We start from the raw sequence: 18,839 nt of genomic DNA on the forward strand, positions 1-18,839 counted from the left end.
ACATGAATATCAGCGCGTCCCAGCTCAAGCTCGTGAACGACCAGGTCCAGCGCCTCGTGGCCTCGGGCAACTACTTCGGGCGGCGTCTCCAGGAGGCGGGCGTCACCGAGGTCCTCACGGAGGAGGACTTCCTCGCGCTGCCCTTCTCGGAGAAGGAGGACCTGCGCAACTGCTACCCGCTCGGGATCTCTGCGGTCGACGAGCGCCAGATCGTGCGCATCCACTCGAGCTCCGGCACCACGGGAACGCCCGTCATCATCCCCTACACCGCGCGCGACGTCGACGACTGGGCCACGCAGTTCGCCCGCTGCTACGAGCTCGCGGGCATCACGTCCGAGGACCGCATCCAGATCACGCCCGGCTACGGCCTCTGGACCGCGGGCATCGGCTTTCAGGCGGGCGCGGAGAAGCTCGGCGCGATGGCCGTGCCCATGGGCCCCGGCAACACCGAGAAGCAGCTCCAGTTCATGGTGGACCTGCAGACCACGGTCATCGGCGCCACGTCGAGCTACGCGCTGCTCCTGGCCGAGGAGGTCGAGGCACGCGGCATGCGCGACCAGATCGCCCTCACCAAGGGCGTCATCGGCTCGGAGCGCTGGGGCAAGAAGATGCGCGACCGCGTGAAGGCGGGCCTGGGCATCCAGGTCTACGACATCTACGGCCTCACGGAGGTCTACGGCCCGGGCATCGGCATCTCCTGCGACGCCGAGGACGGCATGCACTACTGGGACGACTTCATCTACATCGAGATCGTCGACCCCGCCACGGGCGCGCCGCTGCCCGACGGCGAGTGGGGCGAGATCGTGATCACCACGCTCGTCAAGGAGGGCGCGCCGCTCATTCGCTTCCGCACGCACGACCTCAGCCGCATCATCCCCGGCACCTGCCCCTGCGGCAGCCCCTATCCGCGCATCGACACGCTGCACGGCCGCTCCGACGACATGGTCAAGATCAAGGGCGTCAACGTCTTCCCGCGCCAGATCGAGGAGGTGCTCCAGGAGTTCCCGCAGCTCTCGAGCGAGTACCAGATCCGCATCTCGCACCTCGAGGGCCGCGACACCATGCGCATCTACGTGGAGACGGACGGCACGCAGGACTTCCTCGACCTCGCCGACGAGGTCGCGCACGAGGTCAAGCGCCGCATCGGCTTCACGCCGCTCGTGAAGGTCGTGGAGCTCGGCGTCCTGCCGCGCAGCGAGAAGAAGACCCACCGCGTCTTCGACGAGCGCTACGAGTAGGGGGGCTCGTCCTTCTCGTTCGCCGTTTGAGCGGGGCCGCACGTTCTTCTCGCCCGCACTCATGAGTGCGGGCATCGAGTGCGGGCGGATTTGGGCCCAAAGGGCGTCAAATGCCCGGGGCCACCTGGCGTCTGCCGTCGAGTGCGCGCATCCAGTGCCCCAGGGCCCGCACTCGATGTGTGGCGGTGCCAGGTGCCCGCTCGCTCTCGGGGTTTGTCATCAAGTGCGGGCACAAAAGAAGGGGCCGGTCGCGTTGGCGGCCGGCCCCGGCTGTTCCTTGAAGTGGCGCGTAAGGCGAGAAGAACGTGCCTACAGGCTCGCGACGAAGCGCATCTGCGCGGCGCGCCCGGCCTCGTCCCACTTGAAGACGCCGGCGTCCTCGAGCACGTGTCCGAAGACGGTGCCGACTTCGTCGCGCAGGACCTGCTCGGCAGCCTCCTCGGTGAGCTCGCCGGCGCGGCGCTCGTAGACATCGGCCGCCCAGGCGGCGTGGCTCGAGCTCGCAGGGTCCGCGTCCAGTGCGGCGCGCACGGCGGCGGCGTCGGCGCCGGACGACACGCCCTCGAGCAGGTGCGCCCGCACGGCGGCGAGCTCGCCCACGAGGCGCGGCGGCAGGATCGCGAGGCCCATGACCTCGATGAGGCCGATGTTCTCCTTCTTGATGTGGTGGTACTCGGCGTGCGGGTGGAAGATGCCGAGCGGGTGCTCGTCGCTCGTGACGTTGCAGCGCAGCGCGAGGTAGGCCTCGTAGCGCTCGCCGCCCACGGCGCCGCCCTCGTCCACGCGGCGCACGACGGGCGTCACGGTGTTGTGGCGCGTGCCGTCCTCGTCGAGGGCGACCACGCCCACCGACTCGTCGGTCCAGGCGCGCCAGGCGTCGATGACGTGCACGGCGGCGGCGAGCAGCTCGTCTCGGCTCGCGGAGCGCAGGCGCAGCACGGAGAGCGGCCAGGTGAGCACCGCGCCCTCCACGCCCGCGAAGGCGTCCATCGTGAAGGTCTCGGCGACCTCGGCGCGCATCATCGGGAACTCGTGGGCGCCGCCCTGGAAGTGGTCGTGCGAGAGAATCGAGCCGCCCACGATGGGCAGGTCGGCGTTTGAGCCGATGAAGTAGTGCGGCAGCAGGTCCACGAAGTCGAGCAGGCAGCGCAGGGCCTTCTCGTCGATGTGCATCGGGCGATGGCGGGCGCTCATCGCGATGCTGTGCTCGTTGAAGTAGGCGTAGGGGCTGTACTGCAGGCCCCAGCGCTCGCCGTCGAGCTCGATCGGGATGATGCGCAGGTTCTGGCGGGCCGGGTGCTCTCCGCCGGCCATCGCCGCGCCGCGCCCGGGGTAGCCCTCGTTCTCGATGCAGAGCTGGCAGGCCGGGTACTTCTCGCCCGTGGCCTTGGCCGCGCCCGCGGCCGCGATGTCGCGCGGGTCCTTCTCGGGCTTGGAGAGGTTGATCGTGATCTCGAGGTCGCCCCAGCGGGTGGGGGAGCTCCACTGGATGTTGCGCGCGATGGCTGCGCGGCGCACGTAGCCCGCGTCGCAGCAGATGCGGTAGAACCAGTCAGTGGCGTGCTTGGCGCCGTCTTTCTCAAGAAGCGAGAAGAACGTCGAGGCCGTCTCCGCGGGACGGGGCATGAGGGTCCCCATCACCTGCATCGAGACGCGGTCGCGCCCGTTGGCGGTGTCCTCGACGCGGCGGTTTTCCACCGCAACCTCGGAGAGCTCGGCGAGCGTGGACTCGAGGTCGAGTTCCACGGCCTCTCCCGGGGCGGGCTCTTCGGCGAGCACCCACTCCTGGTCGGGGCCGGGACCCGTGGCGCCGAGTGCCTCGAGCGTGGCGTTGTAGGACCAGACGCGGTCCCCCCAAGGGATGAGGCCGCGCGTGGCGGCGTAGTCGACGAGGCCCTGCAGCGCGCCGCGCAGGCCCTCGGGTGTGAGCTCGGTCCTCTCTACAGCCATTCCGCGTGCGCCCCCTTCTCGGCGATCTGGTAGTGGACGCAGGCGCCCTCTCCCAGCCAGGCGTTCATCTGGTCGGTGAAGTCCTCGACCATGTCGAGCGGCACGAAGCACTGGATCGACCCGCCGAAGCCGCCGCCGTGGATGCGCGTGGCGCCCAGGCCGTCGAGGATGCGCTCGGCCAGCCCCAGCGCCAGCATCGCCGGCTGGAAGGAGCCGCCGGTGGAGACGTTCTGGAGGAACATCGCCGAGCTCGCGCCGGACTCGCGGGTGAGCTCGAGGAAGCGGTCGATGTCGCCGGACGTGAGCGCGTCCCAGCGCTTGTCCACGAGCTCGTTCTCGCGCCAGTAGTGGATCGCGCGCAGGATCGCGCGGTCGCCGAGCTTCTCGCGCAGCTCGGGCAGGCGGCGGTCGAACTCGGCCGGGTCGACCTCGCAGAGGCGCTCATGGCCGAACTCGCGGGCCACCTGCTGCATCTCGACGGGCACCGCGGCGTAGTCGGCGGTGAAGGGCGCGTGGTCGCAGCCCACGTCCACGAGGCACAGGGCATATCCCGCAGCGTCGAAGTCGAGCTCGAGCTTGGCCGTGCGCGGCTCGCCGGCGTCCTCGAAGTCCATGAACGCGAGGCCGCCCAGGCACACGGCCGCCTGGTCCATGAGGCCGCAGGGCTTGCCGAAGTAGCGGTTCTCGGCGAACTGCCCCATCTTGGCAAGCTCGACCGGGTTGACCTCGGGGCCCTTCCAGAGCGCCTCCATCACGCGGCCGAGCGCGGCCTCCACGGCCGCGGAGCTGGAGAGCCCGCCGCCGGAGGGGATGTCGCTCGTCATGGCGAGGTCAAAGCCCGCGGGCGTGCGGCCGGTCCGGGCCATGCACGCCGCCATGCCGCGCACCAGCCCGGCCGTGGTGACGTGCTCGTCCTCGCGCTCCTCGAGGCTGTCCAGGGCGATCTCGAAGGTGGGGTAGCCCGCGCTCGCCACGCGCACGCGGTCGGTGCCGTTGGGCGCCGCGACGCCGTCGATGGCCACGTTCAGCGCGCCGGCGATGACGTGGCCGCCCTCGTGGTCGGTGTGGTTGCCGGAGATCTCCGAGCGCGCGGGCGCGTGGACCGCGAGCAGGCGCTCGTGGGCCACGTCGGAGAACTCCCGGTCAAAGAGCTCGCGCGCCACGTCGAGCGGCGTGCCCTTGTCCGTTCCTGCTGCCATGCTGCTCCTTTCATCATGCCCCCGCGGGGGCGCTTTCACATCGTGATGGACCTCGCCGCCAAGGACCTTCTCGGACCACGCGCCCTTCTCGCTAACATGCATAGTTCCGTTTCGTTTCATATATCCGCAGGATAGAAATTGGCAAAACCGGAGCTGTGCATGTTATTGGGGCGCGGCGACGTCGCGGCGCAAGGGGGCGCTAACCGACGGTCGAGAACCGGTACACGATCGTCTGGGCGTATGGCTCGCCCGGCCCCCAGACGGCCTGCGGCCACTCGGGGTGGTGGATGTTGTCCGGGTAGAACTCGGGCTCGAAGGCGAGCCCGCCGCGGGGCCCGTAGGTCGCCCCGTCCTTGGCCCCCTCGTCGCCGAGCCAGTTGCCGGTGTAGAGGTGCGCCCCGGGCGTGGTGACGCTCACGTCGAGCGCCCGCCCGCTGCCCGGGTCCACGACGCGCAGGGCGTGGCGGGGCGCACCGCCCGGCTCCCAGCCGCGGATGCACAGGCAGTGGTCGTAGCCACGGCCGATCTTGATCTGCTCGTCGTCGGCGTCGACGCCATCTGCGATCGCGCGCGGGGAGCGCAGGTCAAAGGGCGTGCCGTCGACGGGGCGGACCTCGCCGGCCGAGACGCAGTCCTCGCGCAGTGGCAGGAAGGCGTCCGCGTCGGCGGTGACGACCTCGTCAAGGACCGTGCCGGCGTCGTGACCGGCGAGGTTCATGTAGGTGTGGTTGGTCATGCTCACGTAGGTGGGCGCGTCGGTGGCGCATCCGTAGGTCACGGTGAGCACGTGGTCCTCCCCGTCGCGGGCGAGCGAGAAGGACGCGGAGAAGTCCCGGTTGCCGGGAAGCCCGAGCTCGCCGTCGGCAAGGCGGCAGGTCATGCGGACCACGCCCTCGCCCTCGTCGACGACCGCGTCCCAGAGGCGGCGGTGCAGGCCGTGGGCGGCGTCGGTGTGGTTGTTGTTGCGGCCGTCCGGTCCGTCGTTTTTGGCGAGGTGGTAGACGGCGCCGTCGAGCGGGACCTCGGCGCGGTCGGTGCGGTTGGCGACGGGCCCCACGGTGCCACCGTAGAAGGCGGGGTTGGGACCGAGGTAGCCCTCGAGGCCGCCGAAGCCCAGGGCAACGTCGGCGATGCGGCCGGCGCGGTCGGGGACGTCGATGCCCAGGACCGTGGCGCCGTAGTCGCTCACGCGCACGCGGGCGTCTCCGGCGCGCAGCTCGAAGACGTGGGCCTCCTGGCCGTCGGGCAACGTTCCAAACGAGGTGGTCTCGATCACGATGCTCCTCTCGCCGAGTGTCGGGCGCGTCAGCGCAGACGCCCCTCAACCCACAATGTTAACGTACTCATTTTCAGTGGAACCCAGAATGTGCGCTTTTCAGCCCATCGGCTAGAATTGGGCTGCAAACGGTCGAGGCCGCATCGGGGGGAGGACCATGGCAGACGAGAAGAACGCCCGCGTCGCGGCGGGGTCCGTGTCCATGGCCGAGGTGGCGCGCGTCGCCGGCGTCTCCCAGCAGACGGTCTCCCGCGTCGCCAACGGGCTCACCAACGTCAGCGAGAAGACGCGGCGGCGCGTTCTTCTCGCCATGGACGAGCTGGGCTTCAGGCCCAACTTCGCCGGGAGGTCGCTCAGGAGCGGGCGGTACAACTCGGTGGGACTTGCCCTCTACAACGTCGAGCAGTTCGGCAACCTCGCCACCATCAAGGGGATCCTCTCCGCCGCCGGAGACATGGGCTGCGCCGTGACCACCGTCGAGATGGACGACCGGGCGCCGCTGTCGCTCGCCGAGGCCACGCGGCGCATGGCGGGCCTTCCGATCGACGCGCTCGTGATCAGCATGAGCCTTCGCTCCGAGGACTTCGAGGACTTCCGGCCGCAGCCCGGGCTCAGCACGGTCCTGCTCACCATGTACGAGCACCCGCGCTGCACGACCGTAGACTCCGACCAATACGGGTGCTCCACGCTGCTGATGGGGCACCTCGCCGCCCATGGTCACCGCGAGGTCCGCTTCGTGGCGGGCCCGGCGTACTCGGTGGACTCCTCGTTTCGCGAGAAGGGCTGGCGCGACGCCCTCGCCGCGCAGGGGGTGGACGCCGTGGAGCCCCTGCGCGGCGACTGGACGGCCGACAGCGGATACGAGGCCGGCGCCGCCCTCGCGGCCGACGAGGCCATGACCGCCGTCTATGCCGCCAACGACCAGATGGCGCTCGGCGTCGTCGAGGCGCTGCGCGACGTCGGCAGGCGCGTCCCCGAGGACGTGAGCGTGGTGGGCGTCGACGACTCGCTGCGCGGCACGGTGCCGCACGTGGGGCTCACGACGGTTCGCTTCGACCTGGTGGCCCGCGGGCGCGCGGCCGTGGAGCATGCGCTTCTCGGCACCGCGCCGGGCTACGCCGCCCGCGCGATCCGCATCCCGCCGACGCTCGTCGAGCGCCGCTCGGTCGCGGAGGCGCGCCGCTGACGGCGCGGCGGGCCGCCACGCGCTATAGTTAGACGAATAGCACATCGATCGCACATCGCGTCGGAGGGACGGTTATGGCTGAGTACAAGTCGGACATCGAGATCGCCCAGGAAGCCAAGATGCTGCCCATCGCCGAGGTCGCCGCGCGCGCCGGCCTCACCGAGGACATGATCGAGCCCTACGGGCGCACCAAGGCAAAGGTCGACATCCACTCCCTCGCGGACGCGCCGCGCAGGGGCAAGCTCGTCCTCGTGACCGCCATCAACCCCACGCCCGCCGGCGAGGGCAAGACCACCACCTCGATCGGCCTGGCGGACGCCATGAACCTCATGGGGCACCAGACCATGCTCGCCCTGCGCGAGCCCTCGCTCGGCCCGGTCTTTGGCATCAAGGGCGGCGCGGCCGGCGGCGGCTACGCGCAGGTCGTCCCGATGGAGGACATCAACCTCCACTTCACGGGTGACTTCCACGCCATCGGCGCGGCCAACAACCTCTGCGCCGCCATGCTCGACAACCACATCAAGCAGGGCAACGCCCTGGGCATCGACCCGCGTCGCGTGGTCTGGAAGCGCTGCGTGGACATGAACGACCGGCAGCTCCGTAACGTCGTGGACGGCCTGGGCGGCGTCGCGGACGGCATGCCGCGCCAGGACGGCTTTGACATCACCGTGGCCTCCGAGGTCATGGCCGTGTTCTGCCTCGCCACCGACCTCATGGACCTGAAGGCCCGCCTGGCCCGCATGGTCATCGCCTACACCTACGATCGCAAGCCCGTCACCGTGGCCGACATCCACGCCGAGGGCGCGATGACCGCCCTGCTCAAGGACGCCATCAAGCCCAACCTCGTGCAGACGCTCGAGGGCAACCCCGCCTTCGTCCACGGCGGCCCGTTCGCCAACATCGCGCACGGCTGCAACTCCGTCGAGGCCACCACGACGGCGCTCAAGCTCGCCGACTACGTGGTCACCGAGGCCGGCTTCGGCGCGGACCTGGGTGCCGAGAAGTTCCTGGACATCAAGTGCCGCTACGCCGGCATCCAGCCGAGCGCCGTCGTGCTCGTGGCCACCGTGCGCGCCCTCAAGTACAACGGCGGCGTCGCCAAGGCGGACCTGGGGGCCGAGAACCTCGAGGCGCTCGAGGCCGGCCTGCCCAACCTGCTGCAGCACGTCTCCAACATCCGCGAGGTGTGGGGCCTGCCCGTGGTGGTTGCCATCAACGCCTTCCCCACGGACACCCCCGCCGAGCTCGCGCTCGTCGAGCGCAAGTGCAACGAGCTCGGCGTCAACGTCGCGCTCTCCGAGGTCTGGGCCAAGGGCGGCGAGGGCGGCCGGGCGCTCGCCGAGGAGGTCGTGCGCCTCTGCGAGGAGCCGAGCGACTTCCGCTTTGCCTATGACGTCGAGGCCTCGATCGCGGACAAGCTGAACGCCATCGCCACCAAGGTCTACCACGCCGACGGCGTTGACTTCACGAGCTCCGCGGCCAAGCAGCTGAAGCAGCTCGAGGAGCAGGGCTTTGGCGGCCTGCCCATCTGCGTGGCCAAGACCCAGTACTCCTTCACCGACGACCAGACCAAGCTCGGCGCGCCACGCGGCTTCCGCATCACGGTGCGCAACCTCAAGGTCTCCGCGGGCGCGGGCTTCATCGTGGCGCTCACCGGCGACATCATGACCATGCCGGGCCTTCCCAAGGTCCCGGCCGCCGAGAAGATCGACGTCACGCCCGACGGCAAGATCGTCGGCCTGTTCTAACTTGACAATATCGTCAGGTTATATTGTCAAGTCTTTCGACCCGGGCCCGCTCAGGGAACCCCGAAGGAGTAACCGTGGAAGAGCGATTCATGGAGCTGAGCTGCGAGGAGTTCGCCGAGCGGCTCGCCGCGCGCACGAGCGTCCCCGGGGGCGGCGGCGCCTGCGCGCTCGCGGGCGCGCTCGCCGCGGCGCTCTGCTCGATGGTGGGCTCGTTCACCATCGGCAAGGCGCGCTTCGCGGACGTCGAGGACGAGGTCGCGGGCCTCATGGACGAGGCCGAGGACGTGCGCTTCCGGCTGCTCGAGCTCATCGAGGAGGACGCGTCGGGCTTCTCGCCGCTCATCGAGGCCTATGCGCTGCCCAAGGGGGCCCCCGGTCGCGACGAGGCGATCGAGGAGGCCACGGAGGGCGCCTGCATGGCGCCGCTCGCGATGATGGGGGAGTGCTGCCGCGCGATCACCCTGCTCGAGCGCATGGGTCAGATCGGCACGCCGACGCTCGCCTCCGACGTCGTGACCGGTGCGCTGCTCGCGCTCGCCGCGCTCGAGGGCGCCGGCGTCAACGTGAGCGTTAACACCGCCGCCCTGCGCGACCGGCAGCAGGCGGCGCGCATCGACGCCACCTGCGAGGAGCTCCTCGAGGAGTACGTCGGGCGCGCCCGCGCGCTCGCTGACGTCATCGCCGAGAAGATCCGCGGGAGGGCATGACGTGACGGAGTTCCTGCGCGGCGCGCCCGTCGCCGCGGCCCTCACGGATGACGCCGCCCCTCGCGTCGCCGCGCTCGTCGCGCGCGGAGTGACGCCGACCCTCGCCATCGTGCGCGTCGGCGAACGGCCCGACGACCTCGCCTACGAGCGCGCCGCGCTCAAGCGCTGCGATCGTCTCGGCATCGCCGTGAGACTGCTCGGTTTCCCTGACGACGTGAGCACCGAGGCCCTGCTCGGCGCCATCGAGCGCGTTAACGGGGACGCCACGGTCCACGGGTGCCTGATCATGCGCCCGCTGCCCCCGCAGGTGGACGAGGCCGCCCTCTGCGCCGCGCTCGACCCCGCCAAGGACGTCGACGGCGTCACCGCGGGCTCTCTCTACGGCGTCTTCTCCGGCCGCGAGCTCGGCTTCCCGCCGTGCACCGCCGCCGCGGTCCTCGCGATCCTCGACCACTACGGCTACGGGCTCGAGGGGGCCCGCGCGGTCGTCGTCGGGCGCTCGCTGGTCATCGGGCGTCCCGTCGCCATGATGCTTCTGGCGAGAAACGCCACCGTCACGCTCTGCCACACGCGCACCAAAGACCTCGCCGCCGAGGTCGCCCGCGCCGACCTGGTGATCGCCGCGGCGGGGCGCGCCGGCGCGGTGGGCGTGGGCGACCTTCGCCCGGGCCAGGTGGTGGTGGACGTGGGCATCAACTGGGACGAGCGAAGCCGCTCGCTCGTCGGCGACGTCGACCCGCGGGCTGCCGAGGGCGTCGTCGACGCCCTCACCCCCGTGCCGGGAGGCGTGGGGTCCGTCACAACGGCCATTCTCGCCCGCCACGTGATCGAGGCGGCGGAGAGGAGCATCGCATGAAGGTAACCGAGAAGCCGTCGTCGTCCTACAGCGGGGCGATGACCCCCGCGTCGATGGAGCTCAAAAACGAGCGCGTCGCCGAGACCAAGGCAAAGACCGACGTCGTGAGCGGACTGGTGCTCTCCGTCATGGCCGGGGCGTTCATCTCGATGGGCGCCACGTTCATGCTCGTGGTCAAGTCCGACGCGGAGCTTCCCTTCGCGGCAACGCAGCTGCTCGGCGGCTTTGCCTTCACGCTGGGGCTCTTTCTCATCCTCGCCGCCGGCGCGGAGCTCTTCACCGGCAACTGCCTCATGGTGATGGGCCCGCTCGCCGGCCGCTTCTCGTGGAAGCGTCTTTTCGCCAGCTGGGCGCTCGTGCTTCTCGGCAACCTCGTGGGCAGCGTGCTCGCCGCCGGGCTCGTGCTCGCCGCGGGCGTGGCCTCCGCCAACGGCGGAGCGGTCGGCGAGGCGGCCATCACGGTCGCCGAGGGCAAGGTCGCCCTCGACTGGGGCGTCGCCTTCGCGCGCGCCATCCTCTGCAACACGCTCGTGTGCCTCGCCGTCTGGGTGGGACATGCCGCCACGTCTGTCACCGACAAGTTCTTCTCGGCCCTGCTCCCGGTCATGGCTTTCATGGCGGCGGGCTTCGAGCACTGCGTGGCCAACATGTTCTTCCTGCCTTACGCCCTCATGCTGCAGGCGACGGGCGCCTGCGCCGGCTCCGTCGACCTCGCGGGCGTCGTGAGCAACCTGACGGCAGCCACGCTGGGCAACCTCGTGGGCGGCGTGGTGCTCGTGGGCATGTCCTACTGGTTCGTCTACGGTCGCGGCCGTTCGAGGGGGTAGACGATGGCAGATCTCGAGCGCACCCCGGGCGCACGGGGCGAGAAGAACGGCCAGGGCTTTCGCCCGATCGACAAGACGCGGGTGGAGGCCGCCGTGCGCGAGCTTCTGCTCGCCATCGGCGAGGACCCGGACCGCGAGGGGCTTCTCGGCACGCCCGACCGCGTGGCGCGCGCCTGCGAGGAGATCCTCGGCGGCATGCAGGAGGACCCGGGCGCCCACCTGCGCAAGCAGTTCCACGAGCCCGGCAACCAGGAGATGGTGATCGTCAAGGACATCCCGTTCTCCTCCCTCTGCGAGCACCACATCCTGCCGTTCACCGGCCGCGCCCACGTCTGCTACATCCCGCGCGACGGCCGCATCACCGGCCTCTCCAAGATCGCGCGCTGCGTCTCGGGCTACGCGCGGCGGCTCCAGGTCCAGGAGCGCCTCACCGGGCAGGTGGCCGACGCGATGGTGCGCGAGCTCGACCCGCTCGGCGTCCTCGTGGTGATGGAGGCCGAGCACACCTGCATGACCATGCGCGGCGTTAGAGCGGCCGGCGCGCTCACCACGACCTCCGCCGTCCGCGGCTGCCTGCGCGACCTCAAGACCCGTCAGGAGGCTTTGCGGCTTCTGGGGCTGTAGCCACGTGCGTGCTCCCCGAGCGGGGAACATCCGGCGCTCGAACAGCTTGCCGCAGAGGGCGCGGCAAGAACTCGCGGCGGACGTTCCCCGCTCGGGGAGCACGCCTCACGCCGCACGTCCTTCTTGCCTGCCGTTCTTCTCGTCTCTCGTTGTGTACACTATGAGCCGTTGTGCACATTCCCTTGCGGTGTGTACACAGCAAAAGTTTGACGAGAAGTACGACAAAGCCTCTACCTGCGATTTTGTGACCTCGGGACGAACTTCAAACTTTTATCTGTGTACACAACGTAGCCGAGTGTACACAACGCCGAGAAGGGCCTGTCGCTTGAGCGCCCCAGGTTGTGCCAGATAACCTTACGACAGGGGCCTGGGCATACCCCGCCGAGAGTTCCGCAGCCGCGCTCTCTGCGGCGAGGACTGTCTGAGCGCCGGGGTATGCCCAGGCGCCGTCCAGAAGAGTAAAAAGGGGGAGTAATGTACCAGCTGCCGTTTGAGGTTCCGAAGATTTCCTACGAGGAGGCGCTCGCGATCGTGCGCGGGGCGCTCCGGTTTGGCATCGAGCCGCTGCTCGAGACCGTGGAGGACATGCTCGCGGAGCTCGGAGACCCCGACCTCGCCTTCGAGTGCGTGCAGATCGCCGGCACCAACGGGAAGACCTCGACCTCTCGCTACGCGGCTGCGATTCTTGCCGGCGAGGGGCTTCGCACGGCGCTCTATACCTCGCCCGAGCTTGTGAGCTACACCGAGCGCATGGAGGTCGCCGGCGACCCGGTCTCCGAGGAGGCCTTCGCGCACGGCGTCTCGGCCGCGCACGTGGCGGGGGAGCGCGTGAACGCCCGCCGTTCGGCGCAGGGACTTCGACCCTACGACATCACCGAGTTCGACACCCTCACCGTGGCGGCGATGGTCGTCTTCGCCGAGGCGGGCGTCGACGTGGCGGTGCTCGAGTGCGGGATGGGCGGCCGCTGGGACGCCACCTCCGCCGCCAAGTCCATCCGTGCCGTCGCGGTGACCGGCATCGGCCTCGACCACATGCGCATCCTCGGGGACACGCTCGAGGAGATCGCGGGGGAGAAGGCGGCGATCATCAAGCCCGGCCGCGCCTGCGTGCTGGGCACGGGGACCGCGGACCCCAGGAGCGTCGAGGACGTGTTCCTGGAACAGGCGCGCGCCGCCGGCGTGACGCCCGTGCTCGTGCGTCCCGATGCCGCGGGCGAGAAGGACGCGGGGCTGACCGTCGCCTCCTTCCGCGTGACCAAGGTCCCACGCCGCCTGGGCGGGCCGCTCGAGCTCGACGTGACCACGCCGCGCGCGACCTATCCGGAGCTCGCCGCGCTCAAGCCCTCCTACCAGGCGCAGAACATTGCCTGCGCGGTGACGCTCGCCGAGGGGTACCTCGGTCGCGAGCTCGACGCGGAGGCGCTCTTCACCTCGATCGTCCAGTGCCCGACGCCTGGTCGCTTCCAGCTGCTGCGCCCCGAGCCGCCGCTGCTCATCGACGCCTGCCACAACCCGCAGTCGGTCGAGACCTTCCTCTCCGCGCTCGAGGACGTACTGCCCGAGGGCGAGCCGCGGCCGCTGCTTCTGGCCGCGGTGCTCGCCGACAAGGACGTCCGGGGCATCGTCGATCTTCTTTCCGGGGCGTTTCCCCGCGTCGCGGTCACCCAGACCGCGTCCCCGCGTGCGCTGCCCGCATCCGAGCTCGCCGAGCTCTTTGCCGCAGCTGGCACGGAGGTGACGGGAACGTATCCCACGGTTGAGGCCGCCGCATCGGCATTATGTGGAGAATCGTGCGTGGCGTGTGGGTCTATCACGCTTGCGGGCGAGCTTGCGGGCCTTTTCCGATAGCTTTTGCTACAATTTCGCTGTCTGTGGCGCCGCGTCCGGCGCCGTTCCGGTGTTCAAAGGAGTCCCCGATATGGCGCAAGAACTGTTCGACCAGCTCATCACCCCTGAGGTCCGCATGGTCCTCTACCTCATGGTCGTGTGCGTCGTCATGCTCTACATCCTCTCAATCGTCTACGTGATCCGTGACGCCCAGCGCCGCGGCGCGGAGCCCTGGTGGATGTGGGCCATCATCTCGGTCATCCCCGTCGTGGGTCTGCTCGCCTACGTCATCCTGCGTCCGAGCTCCTACCTCATCGATCGCGAGGAGCAGGACCTCGACATCGCCCTTCGCGAGCACCAGCTCAGCCACTACGGCATCTGCCCCAAGTGCGGCGCCCCCATCGACCGCGACTTCGTGGTCTGCCCGATCTGCAACACGCAGGTCCGCAACGTCTGCCCCACCTGCCACCGCCCGCTCAACGCGGACTGGAAGGTGTGCCCCTACTGCCGCACCCGCATCCAGTAGCGGCCCTCTGTTCTTCTCGGCATGGCGCGGCCCCGCTTCTGCGGGGCCGTTCTCGTATGGCGGGGGAGCGTCCGTGCGATCGTGGCGTCGTGTCGAGATGCACGTGCGGCTTCCGGACGGTCTGGGACGTAATACCGTCCGATCCCCGCACGTAGCCCGGACACGTGCGGCGTCCGGACGGTCTGGGATGTAATACCGTCCGATCCCCGCACGTAGCCCGGACGCGTGCGGCTTCCGGACAGTTCCGGACCCCAAACCGTCCGGTTCCCGCACGTAGGCACTTCTCGTCACCCGTCCGCGCAGATGCTGCGAATCTGTTTCCCCGCGCATGGCGAACGCCCAGTTGTGGTAAACCTATGCTGTCCAAAGACGAAAGGCGTGTCTCGATGCAGCGCATCTTCGCACATATCGCTCGAACGCAGACTATCTAGGCGTCTGTCCCTTCCCAGGGCCGGCAGGCCCCGGACAGGCGCCACATATCGCTCGACGTCGCCCTTCGGGTGGCGTGCGGGCGTTTTTCATGTTTGGAGACCATGCCAGAGAAAGGTATTCCCATGAAGGTCCTGTACAACGACGGCCACATCGACGAGTGCCCGGCCGACGAGCTCACCCACGTCGTCCGCCACAGCGCCGCCCACATCATGGCCCAGGCCATCAAGCGCCTCTACCCGGAGGCCGACTTCGCTTACGGCCCCGCGACTGACAACGGCTTCTACTACGACATCGACCTGCCCGAGGGCCAGAAGATCTCCGAGGAGGACTTCCCCGCGATCGAGGCCGAGATGAGAAAGATCGTGAAGGAGAACCTCAAGTTCACCGTCTTCGAGCTGCCCCGCGCCGAGGCCGTCGCCCTCATGGAGGAGCGCGGCGAGAAGTACAAGGTCGAGCACATCGGCGATCTGCCCGAGGACGCGCGCATCACCTTCTACCAGCAGGGTGAGTACGTCGACATGTGCGTGGGCCCGCACCTCACCTATACCAAGGCGCTCAAGGCCTTCAAGCTCACGGGCGTCTCCGGCGCCTACTGGAAGGGCGACAAGAACAACAAGATGCTCATCCGCGTGAACGGCACCGCCTTCGCCACCAAGGACGAGCTCGACGAGCACCTGCGCCTGCTCGAGGAGGCCAAGAAGCGCGACCACCGCAAGATCGGCCGCGAGATGGACATCTTCATGATGCGCGACGAGGCGCCGGGCTTCCCGTTCTTCCTGCCCAACGGCATGACGCTCAAAAACGAGCTGCTCAACTACTGGCGCGAGATCCACCGCGCCGCCGGCTACGTGGAGATCTCCACGCCCATGATCATGAGCAAGGAGCTCTGGAAGACCTCCGGCCACTGGGACCACTACAAGGACAACATGTACTCCACGATCATCGACGACGAGGAGTACTGCGTGAAGCCCATGAACTGCCCGGGCGGCGTACTCGTGTACTCCTCTAAGCCGCACAGCTACCGCGAGCTTCCCATCCGCGCGGGCGAGATCGGCCTCGTGCACCGTCACGAGATGCGCGGCGCCCTGCACGGCCTCTTCCGCGTGCGCTGCTTCAACCAGGACGACGCCCACCTCTTCGTGCGCCCCGACCAGCTCACCGACGAGATCATCGGCGTCGTGAACCTGATCGACTCGGTGTACGAGAAGTTCGGCTTCACCTACCACCTCGAGCTCTCCACCCGCCCCGAGGACTCCATGGGCTCGGACGAGGACTGGGAGCGCGCCGAGGAGGCCCTGCGCGTGGCCCTCGAGAAGCTCGGCAAGGACTACGTGGTCAACGAGGGCGACGGCGCCTTCTACGGCCCCAAGATCGACTTCCACCTGGAGGACTCGCTCGGGCGCACCTGGCAGTGCGGCACCGTGCAGCTCGACTTCCAGATGCCGATCAACTTCGACCTGGAGTACACGGACGCCGACGGCTCCAAGAAGCGCCCGATCATGCTGCACCGAGTGTGCTTCGGCTCCATCGAGCGCTTCATCGGCATCCTTATCGAGCACTTCGCCGGCAAGTTCCCCACCTGGCTCGCCCCGTGCCAGGTGAAGGTCCTGCCGGTCTCCGAGAAGAGTCGCGACTACGCGCGCTCGGTGACGGAGAGGCTCGAGGCCGCCGGCATCCGCGCCGTGCTCGACGAGCGCGACGAGAAGATCGGCTACAAGATTCGCGAGGCCCGCAACGTCGACCGCCCACCCTACATGCTCATCATCGGCGAGCAGGAGGTCGAGGCCGGTAACGTGTCCGTGCGCGACCGCTCCAACGAGACCGTGACGCGCGAGCTCGACGAGTTCATCTCCGACGTCGTGTCCGAGATCGCCGAGCGCCGCTAAGTGGGCGAGAAGGACCTCGACATAGACGCTCTGCTGGCGCTCTCGTCCCAGATGGGACGGGAGCGCTGGCGCGTTCTCTCGGATGCCGCGCAGGTGGTGGCCAACTACCTCGTCTGCCACCCGCGCGTCGAGGCCGTGCGCTACCCGGGGCTGAAGGCCGATCCCGACTTCCCGCGCGCGGCGAACGCCCTTGTGGGCGGCTTCGGGCCGCGCGTGGCCTATCGCGTGGCGGGCGACGCGGCGGGGGAGTGGCGCCTCTGGGAGGCCGACGCGCGCGACGCGCGCCAGCAGGTCATGGAGCTCGAGAGCGCCCTGTAGCTACAGGATGGGGCAGACGCCCCGTGGGGCAGATACCCCACTCGCGGACGGAGCGTCAGAGGACCTCGACCTCGGCCTCCTCGCAGTACTTCTTGAAGTGCTCGGTCAGGTTTTCGTCGGAGACCACGCAGTCCACGTCGGCGAGGTCGCAGATCTTGAACGTGCTTCTCTGCCCGAGCTTGGAGGAGTCCATGAGCACGACGGTCCTCTCGGCGTGGGCGATGAGCGCGCGCTTGAGGGCCGCCTCGTCGTCCGAGCCGCAGGCGAAGCCCGAGGAGGACTGAAACGACGTCACCCCCAGGAAGAGCAGGTCGAAGGAGAGCTCGCCGACCTGCTCGATGGTCTTGGAGCCGTTGAGGCTCATGCTGAAGCGGTTGAGGCTGCCGCCGACCATGATCGTGCGGGCCCTCTCGAGGCGCGCGAGCTCCGCCGCGCAGGTGAGGCTGTTGGTGAAGGCGAGCATGCGCACGTCGTCGAGCTCGCGGGCGAGCGCCGTCGTGGTGGTGCCGGAGTCGAGAAAGATCGTGCTGTCCGGACGGACGAGCCCCTTGGCCTTGCGGGCGATGAGCGCCTTGGCCTCGACGTTTCTGGTGCTGCGGTTGAGCAGGAGGTCGTCGGTCCCCACGACGTACTCCACCGAGCGGGCGCCCCCGTGGGTGCGCACGATGCGGCGAGCCTCGTCGAGGGCCTTGAGGTCGGTGCGCAGCGTCATCTCGGAGACGTTGGAGAACGCCTTCTTGAGCTGGCCGAACGTGACGCTTCCCTCGGCGGTGACAAACTGCGCGATCGCGTCGCGGCGCTCCTGCATGCTCGTGCTCATCTGGAGACCTCCCGTCCTCTTGGTCTCGTCATTTTATATCGAAGGCGCCCCCGGACGCGCGCGACGTCCGGGGGCGCCTGCCGTGCGCCCAGGGGGCTCTAATGGCCTAGGCCTCGGTCCAGTGCTCGAGCAGGTAGCGCTCGGCGGCCGGGCACCAGAGTCCGCGGTTGGCCTCGACGATGTCGGCGAGGCCGGCGTAGCGCTCGTCCTCGTCAGCCTTGGCGCGCAGGTCCTCGAGCGCCGTGAGCGGCATGCTCACGTGCGTGTAGATGAGCTTCTTGCCGCCCGGGATCTTGGGCAGCTCGAGCGTGGTCTGGGCGGCCGCGTCGAGGCCTCCCACGTGGGTGACCATGACGGAGGGGTCAATGCGGTCGGCAGCCGTGAGCTCGAGCGACTCGACCATGTCGTCGGTGTTGCCGCCCGTGGTGCCCATCACGTGGTGGGAGCCGTAGTGCACCTCGTAGAAGTTCATCTTCGCCGAGAAGTTCTTGTCGGTGGGGCCGGCAAAGAAGTTAAGGCAGCCGTCGCGGCCCAGGATCGCGTCGGAGAGCGTGACCACCGGGGCGACCGGGGCGTAGCAGAGCACGTCGTCAAAGCCGGTGCCGCCAGAGACCTCGCGCAGCGCCGCCACCTGGTCCTCGTAGGCGCCGTTGTTGATGAAGACGAGGTCGATGCCCGTCTCGGCCTTGACCTCCTCGGGCGGGAAGAGCTCCGCGGCGCGGTCCAGGCGCTCCTGGTTGATGTCGGCCACGCACACCAGCGCCGGGCGACGGTCGCAGTGCAGGGCGTAGGTGAGCGCCCCCAGGCCCATGGGGCCCGCGCCGGCCACGATGGCGAGCTTGCCGCCCTCGCGGATGCCCATCTCGTGGGTGTAGACGCCCATCTGCGTGTGGTAGGCGGCGTGGAAGGCGCCGATCGAGCAGCTCATGGGCTCGGCGAGCGACGCCTGGTAGTACGCCTCGCCGGTGTACTCGAGCAGGCAGTCGCACTCCATGACCTCGGCCGGCAGGATGCAGTAGGTGGCGTCGCCGCCGCAGAACTCGTAGGAGTAGCCCGGGCTCCACATGGTGCCCTTGTAGTTGAGGGCGGGCTGGATGGTGAACTTCATGCCGGGCTTGAAGCGGTCGGCCCACTTGGCGCCCACCTCCACGATGTCGCCGGCAAACTCGTGGCCCATGATGGCGGGGTGTACGGCCACGTCCTCGTGCACGCGCTTGTGGTCGACGCCGAGCGTGGCGCACTTGTACGTGGACATGCAGATGCTGTCGGAGACGACCTTCACGAGCACCTCGTCATCCTTGATCGCGGGAAGCTCGAACTCCTCCAGACGCAGGTCGTTAGCCGCGTGGAGACGCACTGCCTTTGCCTTCATGATGGTTCCTCTCTGTGATGTTGACAATGTCGTCAGGTTCTTTTGTC

General features: G+C 68.9%; 16 protein-coding genes. 11 read left to right on the forward strand and 5 right to left on the reverse strand.

Annotation, left to right across the window (positions count from 1 at the left end; all coding sequences use genetic code 11):
* The first annotated feature begins 2 nt into the window (after positions 1 to 2).
* Positions 3 to 1,238 carry a phenylacetate--CoA ligase family protein gene (locus tag NW198_RS08080; RefSeq protein WP_258340710.1) on the forward strand — a complete coding sequence of 412 codons (1,236 nt, stop codon included), beginning with the start codon at positions 3 to 5 and terminating at the stop codon, positions 1,236 to 1,238.
* 309 nt (positions 1,239 to 1,547) lie between these two features.
* Here the strand turns inward: NW198_RS08080 and NW198_RS08085 are convergent, their stop codons facing one another.
* From NW198_RS08085 to NW198_RS08095, 3 genes are all read right to left on the reverse strand, one after another.
* Positions 1,548 to 3,188: a UDP-glucose--hexose-1-phosphate uridylyltransferase gene (locus NW198_RS08085; protein WP_258340711.1), complete on the reverse strand. Its 1,641-nt coding sequence runs from the start codon at positions 3,186 to 3,188 to the stop codon at positions 1,548 to 1,550.
* Positions 3,179 to 4,387: a galactokinase family protein gene (locus NW198_RS08090; protein WP_258340712.1), complete on the reverse strand. Its 1,209-nt coding sequence runs from the start codon at positions 4,385 to 4,387 to the stop codon at positions 3,179 to 3,181. The genes NW198_RS08085 and NW198_RS08090 overlap by 10 nt, the downstream gene beginning before the upstream one ends.
* A gap of 199 nt (positions 4,388 to 4,586) precedes the next feature.
* On the reverse strand, positions 4,587 to 5,663 hold the full coding sequence (locus NW198_RS08095; RefSeq protein WP_258340713.1) for an aldose epimerase family protein: 1,077 nt from the start codon (positions 5,661 to 5,663) through the stop codon (positions 4,587 to 4,589).
* A 157-nt stretch (positions 5,664 to 5,820) separates the two neighbouring features.
* On the opposite strand from NW198_RS08095, the gene NW198_RS08100 reads away from it, so the two are divergent.
* The 10 genes from NW198_RS08100 to NW198_RS08145 all read left to right on the forward strand — a co-directional run bounded on the left by NW198_RS08100 (position 5,821) and on the right by NW198_RS08145 (position 16,600).
* Positions 5,821 to 6,849 (forward strand): LacI family DNA-binding transcriptional regulator, encoded by a 1,029-nt coding sequence (locus NW198_RS08100; protein WP_258340714.1) that lies wholly within the window; start codon positions 5,821 to 5,823, stop codon positions 6,847 to 6,849.
* Between the two features lie 74 nt (positions 6,850 to 6,923).
* Positions 6,924 to 8,597 carry a formate--tetrahydrofolate ligase gene (locus NW198_RS08105; protein ID WP_258340715.1) on the forward strand — a complete coding sequence of 558 codons (1,674 nt, stop codon included), beginning with the start codon at positions 6,924 to 6,926 and terminating at the stop codon, positions 8,595 to 8,597.
* Between the two features lie 74 nt (positions 8,598 to 8,671).
* A complete protein-coding gene (locus tag NW198_RS08110) occupies positions 8,672 to 9,304 on the forward strand; it encodes a cyclodeaminase/cyclohydrolase family protein (RefSeq protein ID WP_239386874.1) in 633 nt (210 codons plus the stop codon).
* A 1-nt stretch (position 9,305) separates the two neighbouring features.
* A complete protein-coding gene (locus tag NW198_RS08115) occupies positions 9,306 to 10,160 on the forward strand; it encodes a bifunctional 5,10-methylenetetrahydrofolate dehydrogenase/5,10-methenyltetrahydrofolate cyclohydrolase (protein WP_258340716.1) in 855 nt (284 codons plus the stop codon).
* On the forward strand, positions 10,157 to 10,987 hold the full coding sequence (locus NW198_RS08120) for a formate/nitrite transporter family protein (RefSeq protein ID WP_258340717.1): 831 nt from the start codon (positions 10,157 to 10,159) through the stop codon (positions 10,985 to 10,987). The genes NW198_RS08115 and NW198_RS08120 overlap by 4 nt, the downstream gene beginning before the upstream one ends.
* A 3-nt stretch (positions 10,988 to 10,990) precedes the next feature.
* Positions 10,991 to 11,611: a GTP cyclohydrolase I FolE gene (gene folE, locus NW198_RS08125; protein WP_087316843.1), complete on the forward strand. Its 621-nt coding sequence runs from the start codon at positions 10,991 to 10,993 to the stop codon at positions 11,609 to 11,611.
* 474 nt (positions 11,612 to 12,085) lie between these two features.
* On the forward strand, positions 12,086 to 13,459 hold the full coding sequence (locus tag NW198_RS08130) for a folylpolyglutamate synthase/dihydrofolate synthase family protein (RefSeq protein WP_258340718.1): 1,374 nt from the start codon (positions 12,086 to 12,088) through the stop codon (positions 13,457 to 13,459).
* Positions 13,460 to 13,529: 70 nt separating this feature from the next.
* Positions 13,530 to 13,964: a zinc ribbon domain-containing protein gene (locus NW198_RS08135; protein ID WP_258340719.1), complete on the forward strand. Its 435-nt coding sequence runs from the start codon at positions 13,530 to 13,532 to the stop codon at positions 13,962 to 13,964.
* A 554-nt stretch (positions 13,965 to 14,518) separates the two neighbouring features.
* Complete coding sequence (thrS, locus tag NW198_RS08140; RefSeq protein WP_258340720.1) at positions 14,519 to 16,282, forward strand: threonine--tRNA ligase; 1,764 nt, start codon at positions 14,519 to 14,521, stop codon at positions 16,280 to 16,282.
* Positions 16,283 to 16,600: a PLP-dependent transferase gene (locus NW198_RS08145; RefSeq protein WP_258340721.1), complete on the forward strand. Its 318-nt coding sequence runs from the start codon at positions 16,283 to 16,285 to the stop codon at positions 16,598 to 16,600.
* 55 nt (positions 16,601 to 16,655) lie between these two features.
* Here NW198_RS08145 and NW198_RS08150 read toward each other — a convergent pair whose 3' ends face one another.
* Together NW198_RS08150 and NW198_RS08155 are read right to left on the reverse strand one after the other, a co-directional pair.
* Complete coding sequence (locus tag NW198_RS08150) at positions 16,656 to 17,420, reverse strand: DeoR/GlpR family DNA-binding transcription regulator (protein ID WP_204204767.1); 765 nt, start codon at positions 17,418 to 17,420, stop codon at positions 16,656 to 16,658.
* Positions 17,421 to 17,526: 106 nt separating this feature from the next.
* The gene (locus NW198_RS08155) at positions 17,527 to 18,792 is read right to left on the reverse strand and encodes a zinc-binding dehydrogenase (protein WP_087315246.1); all 1,266 of its coding nucleotides are present in this window, start codon (positions 18,790 to 18,792) and stop codon (positions 17,527 to 17,529) included.
* Between the last annotated feature and the right edge of the window lie 47 nt (positions 18,793 to 18,839).

The sequence above is a fragment of the Thermophilibacter sp. ET337 genome (genome assembly GCF_024733715.1).
Lineage (GTDB): Bacteria > Actinomycetota > Coriobacteriia > Coriobacteriales > Atopobiaceae > Thermophilibacter.

What these genes read in the sequence shown, in the direction of transcription:
- NW198_RS08080 (WP_258340710.1), top strand. Translation starts at nt 3, where the DNA reads ATGAATATCAGCGCGTCCCAGCTCAAGCTCGTGAACGACCAGGTCCAG.
- NW198_RS08085 (WP_258340711.1), bottom strand. Translation starts at nt 3,188, where the DNA reads ATGGCTGTAGAGAGGACCGAGCTCACACCCGAGGGCCTGCGCGGCGCG.
- NW198_RS08090 (WP_258340712.1), bottom strand. Translation starts at nt 4,387, where the DNA reads ATGGCAGCAGGAACGGACAAGGGCACGCCGCTCGACGTGGCGCGCGAG.
- NW198_RS08100 (WP_258340714.1), top strand. Translation starts at nt 5,821, where the DNA reads ATGGCAGACGAGAAGAACGCCCGCGTCGCGGCGGGGTCCGTGTCCATG.
- NW198_RS08105 (WP_258340715.1), top strand. Translation starts at nt 6,924, where the DNA reads ATGGCTGAGTACAAGTCGGACATCGAGATCGCCCAGGAAGCCAAGATG.
- NW198_RS08120 (WP_258340717.1), top strand. Translation starts at nt 10,157, where the DNA reads ATGAAGGTAACCGAGAAGCCGTCGTCGTCCTACAGCGGGGCGATGACC.
- folE (WP_087316843.1), top strand. Translation starts at nt 10,991, where the DNA reads ATGGCAGATCTCGAGCGCACCCCGGGCGCACGGGGCGAGAAGAACGGC.
- NW198_RS08130 (WP_258340718.1), top strand. Translation starts at nt 12,086, where the DNA reads ATGTACCAGCTGCCGTTTGAGGTTCCGAAGATTTCCTACGAGGAGGCG.
- NW198_RS08135 (WP_258340719.1), top strand. Translation starts at nt 13,530, where the DNA reads ATGGCGCAAGAACTGTTCGACCAGCTCATCACCCCTGAGGTCCGCATG.
- thrS (WP_258340720.1), top strand. Translation starts at nt 14,519, where the DNA reads ATGAAGGTCCTGTACAACGACGGCCACATCGACGAGTGCCCGGCCGAC.
- NW198_RS08150 (WP_204204767.1), bottom strand. Translation starts at nt 17,420, where the DNA reads ATGAGCACGAGCATGCAGGAGCGCCGCGACGCGATCGCGCAGTTTGTC.
- NW198_RS08155 (WP_087315246.1), bottom strand. Translation starts at nt 18,792, where the DNA reads ATGAAGGCAAAGGCAGTGCGTCTCCACGCGGCTAACGACCTGCGTCTG.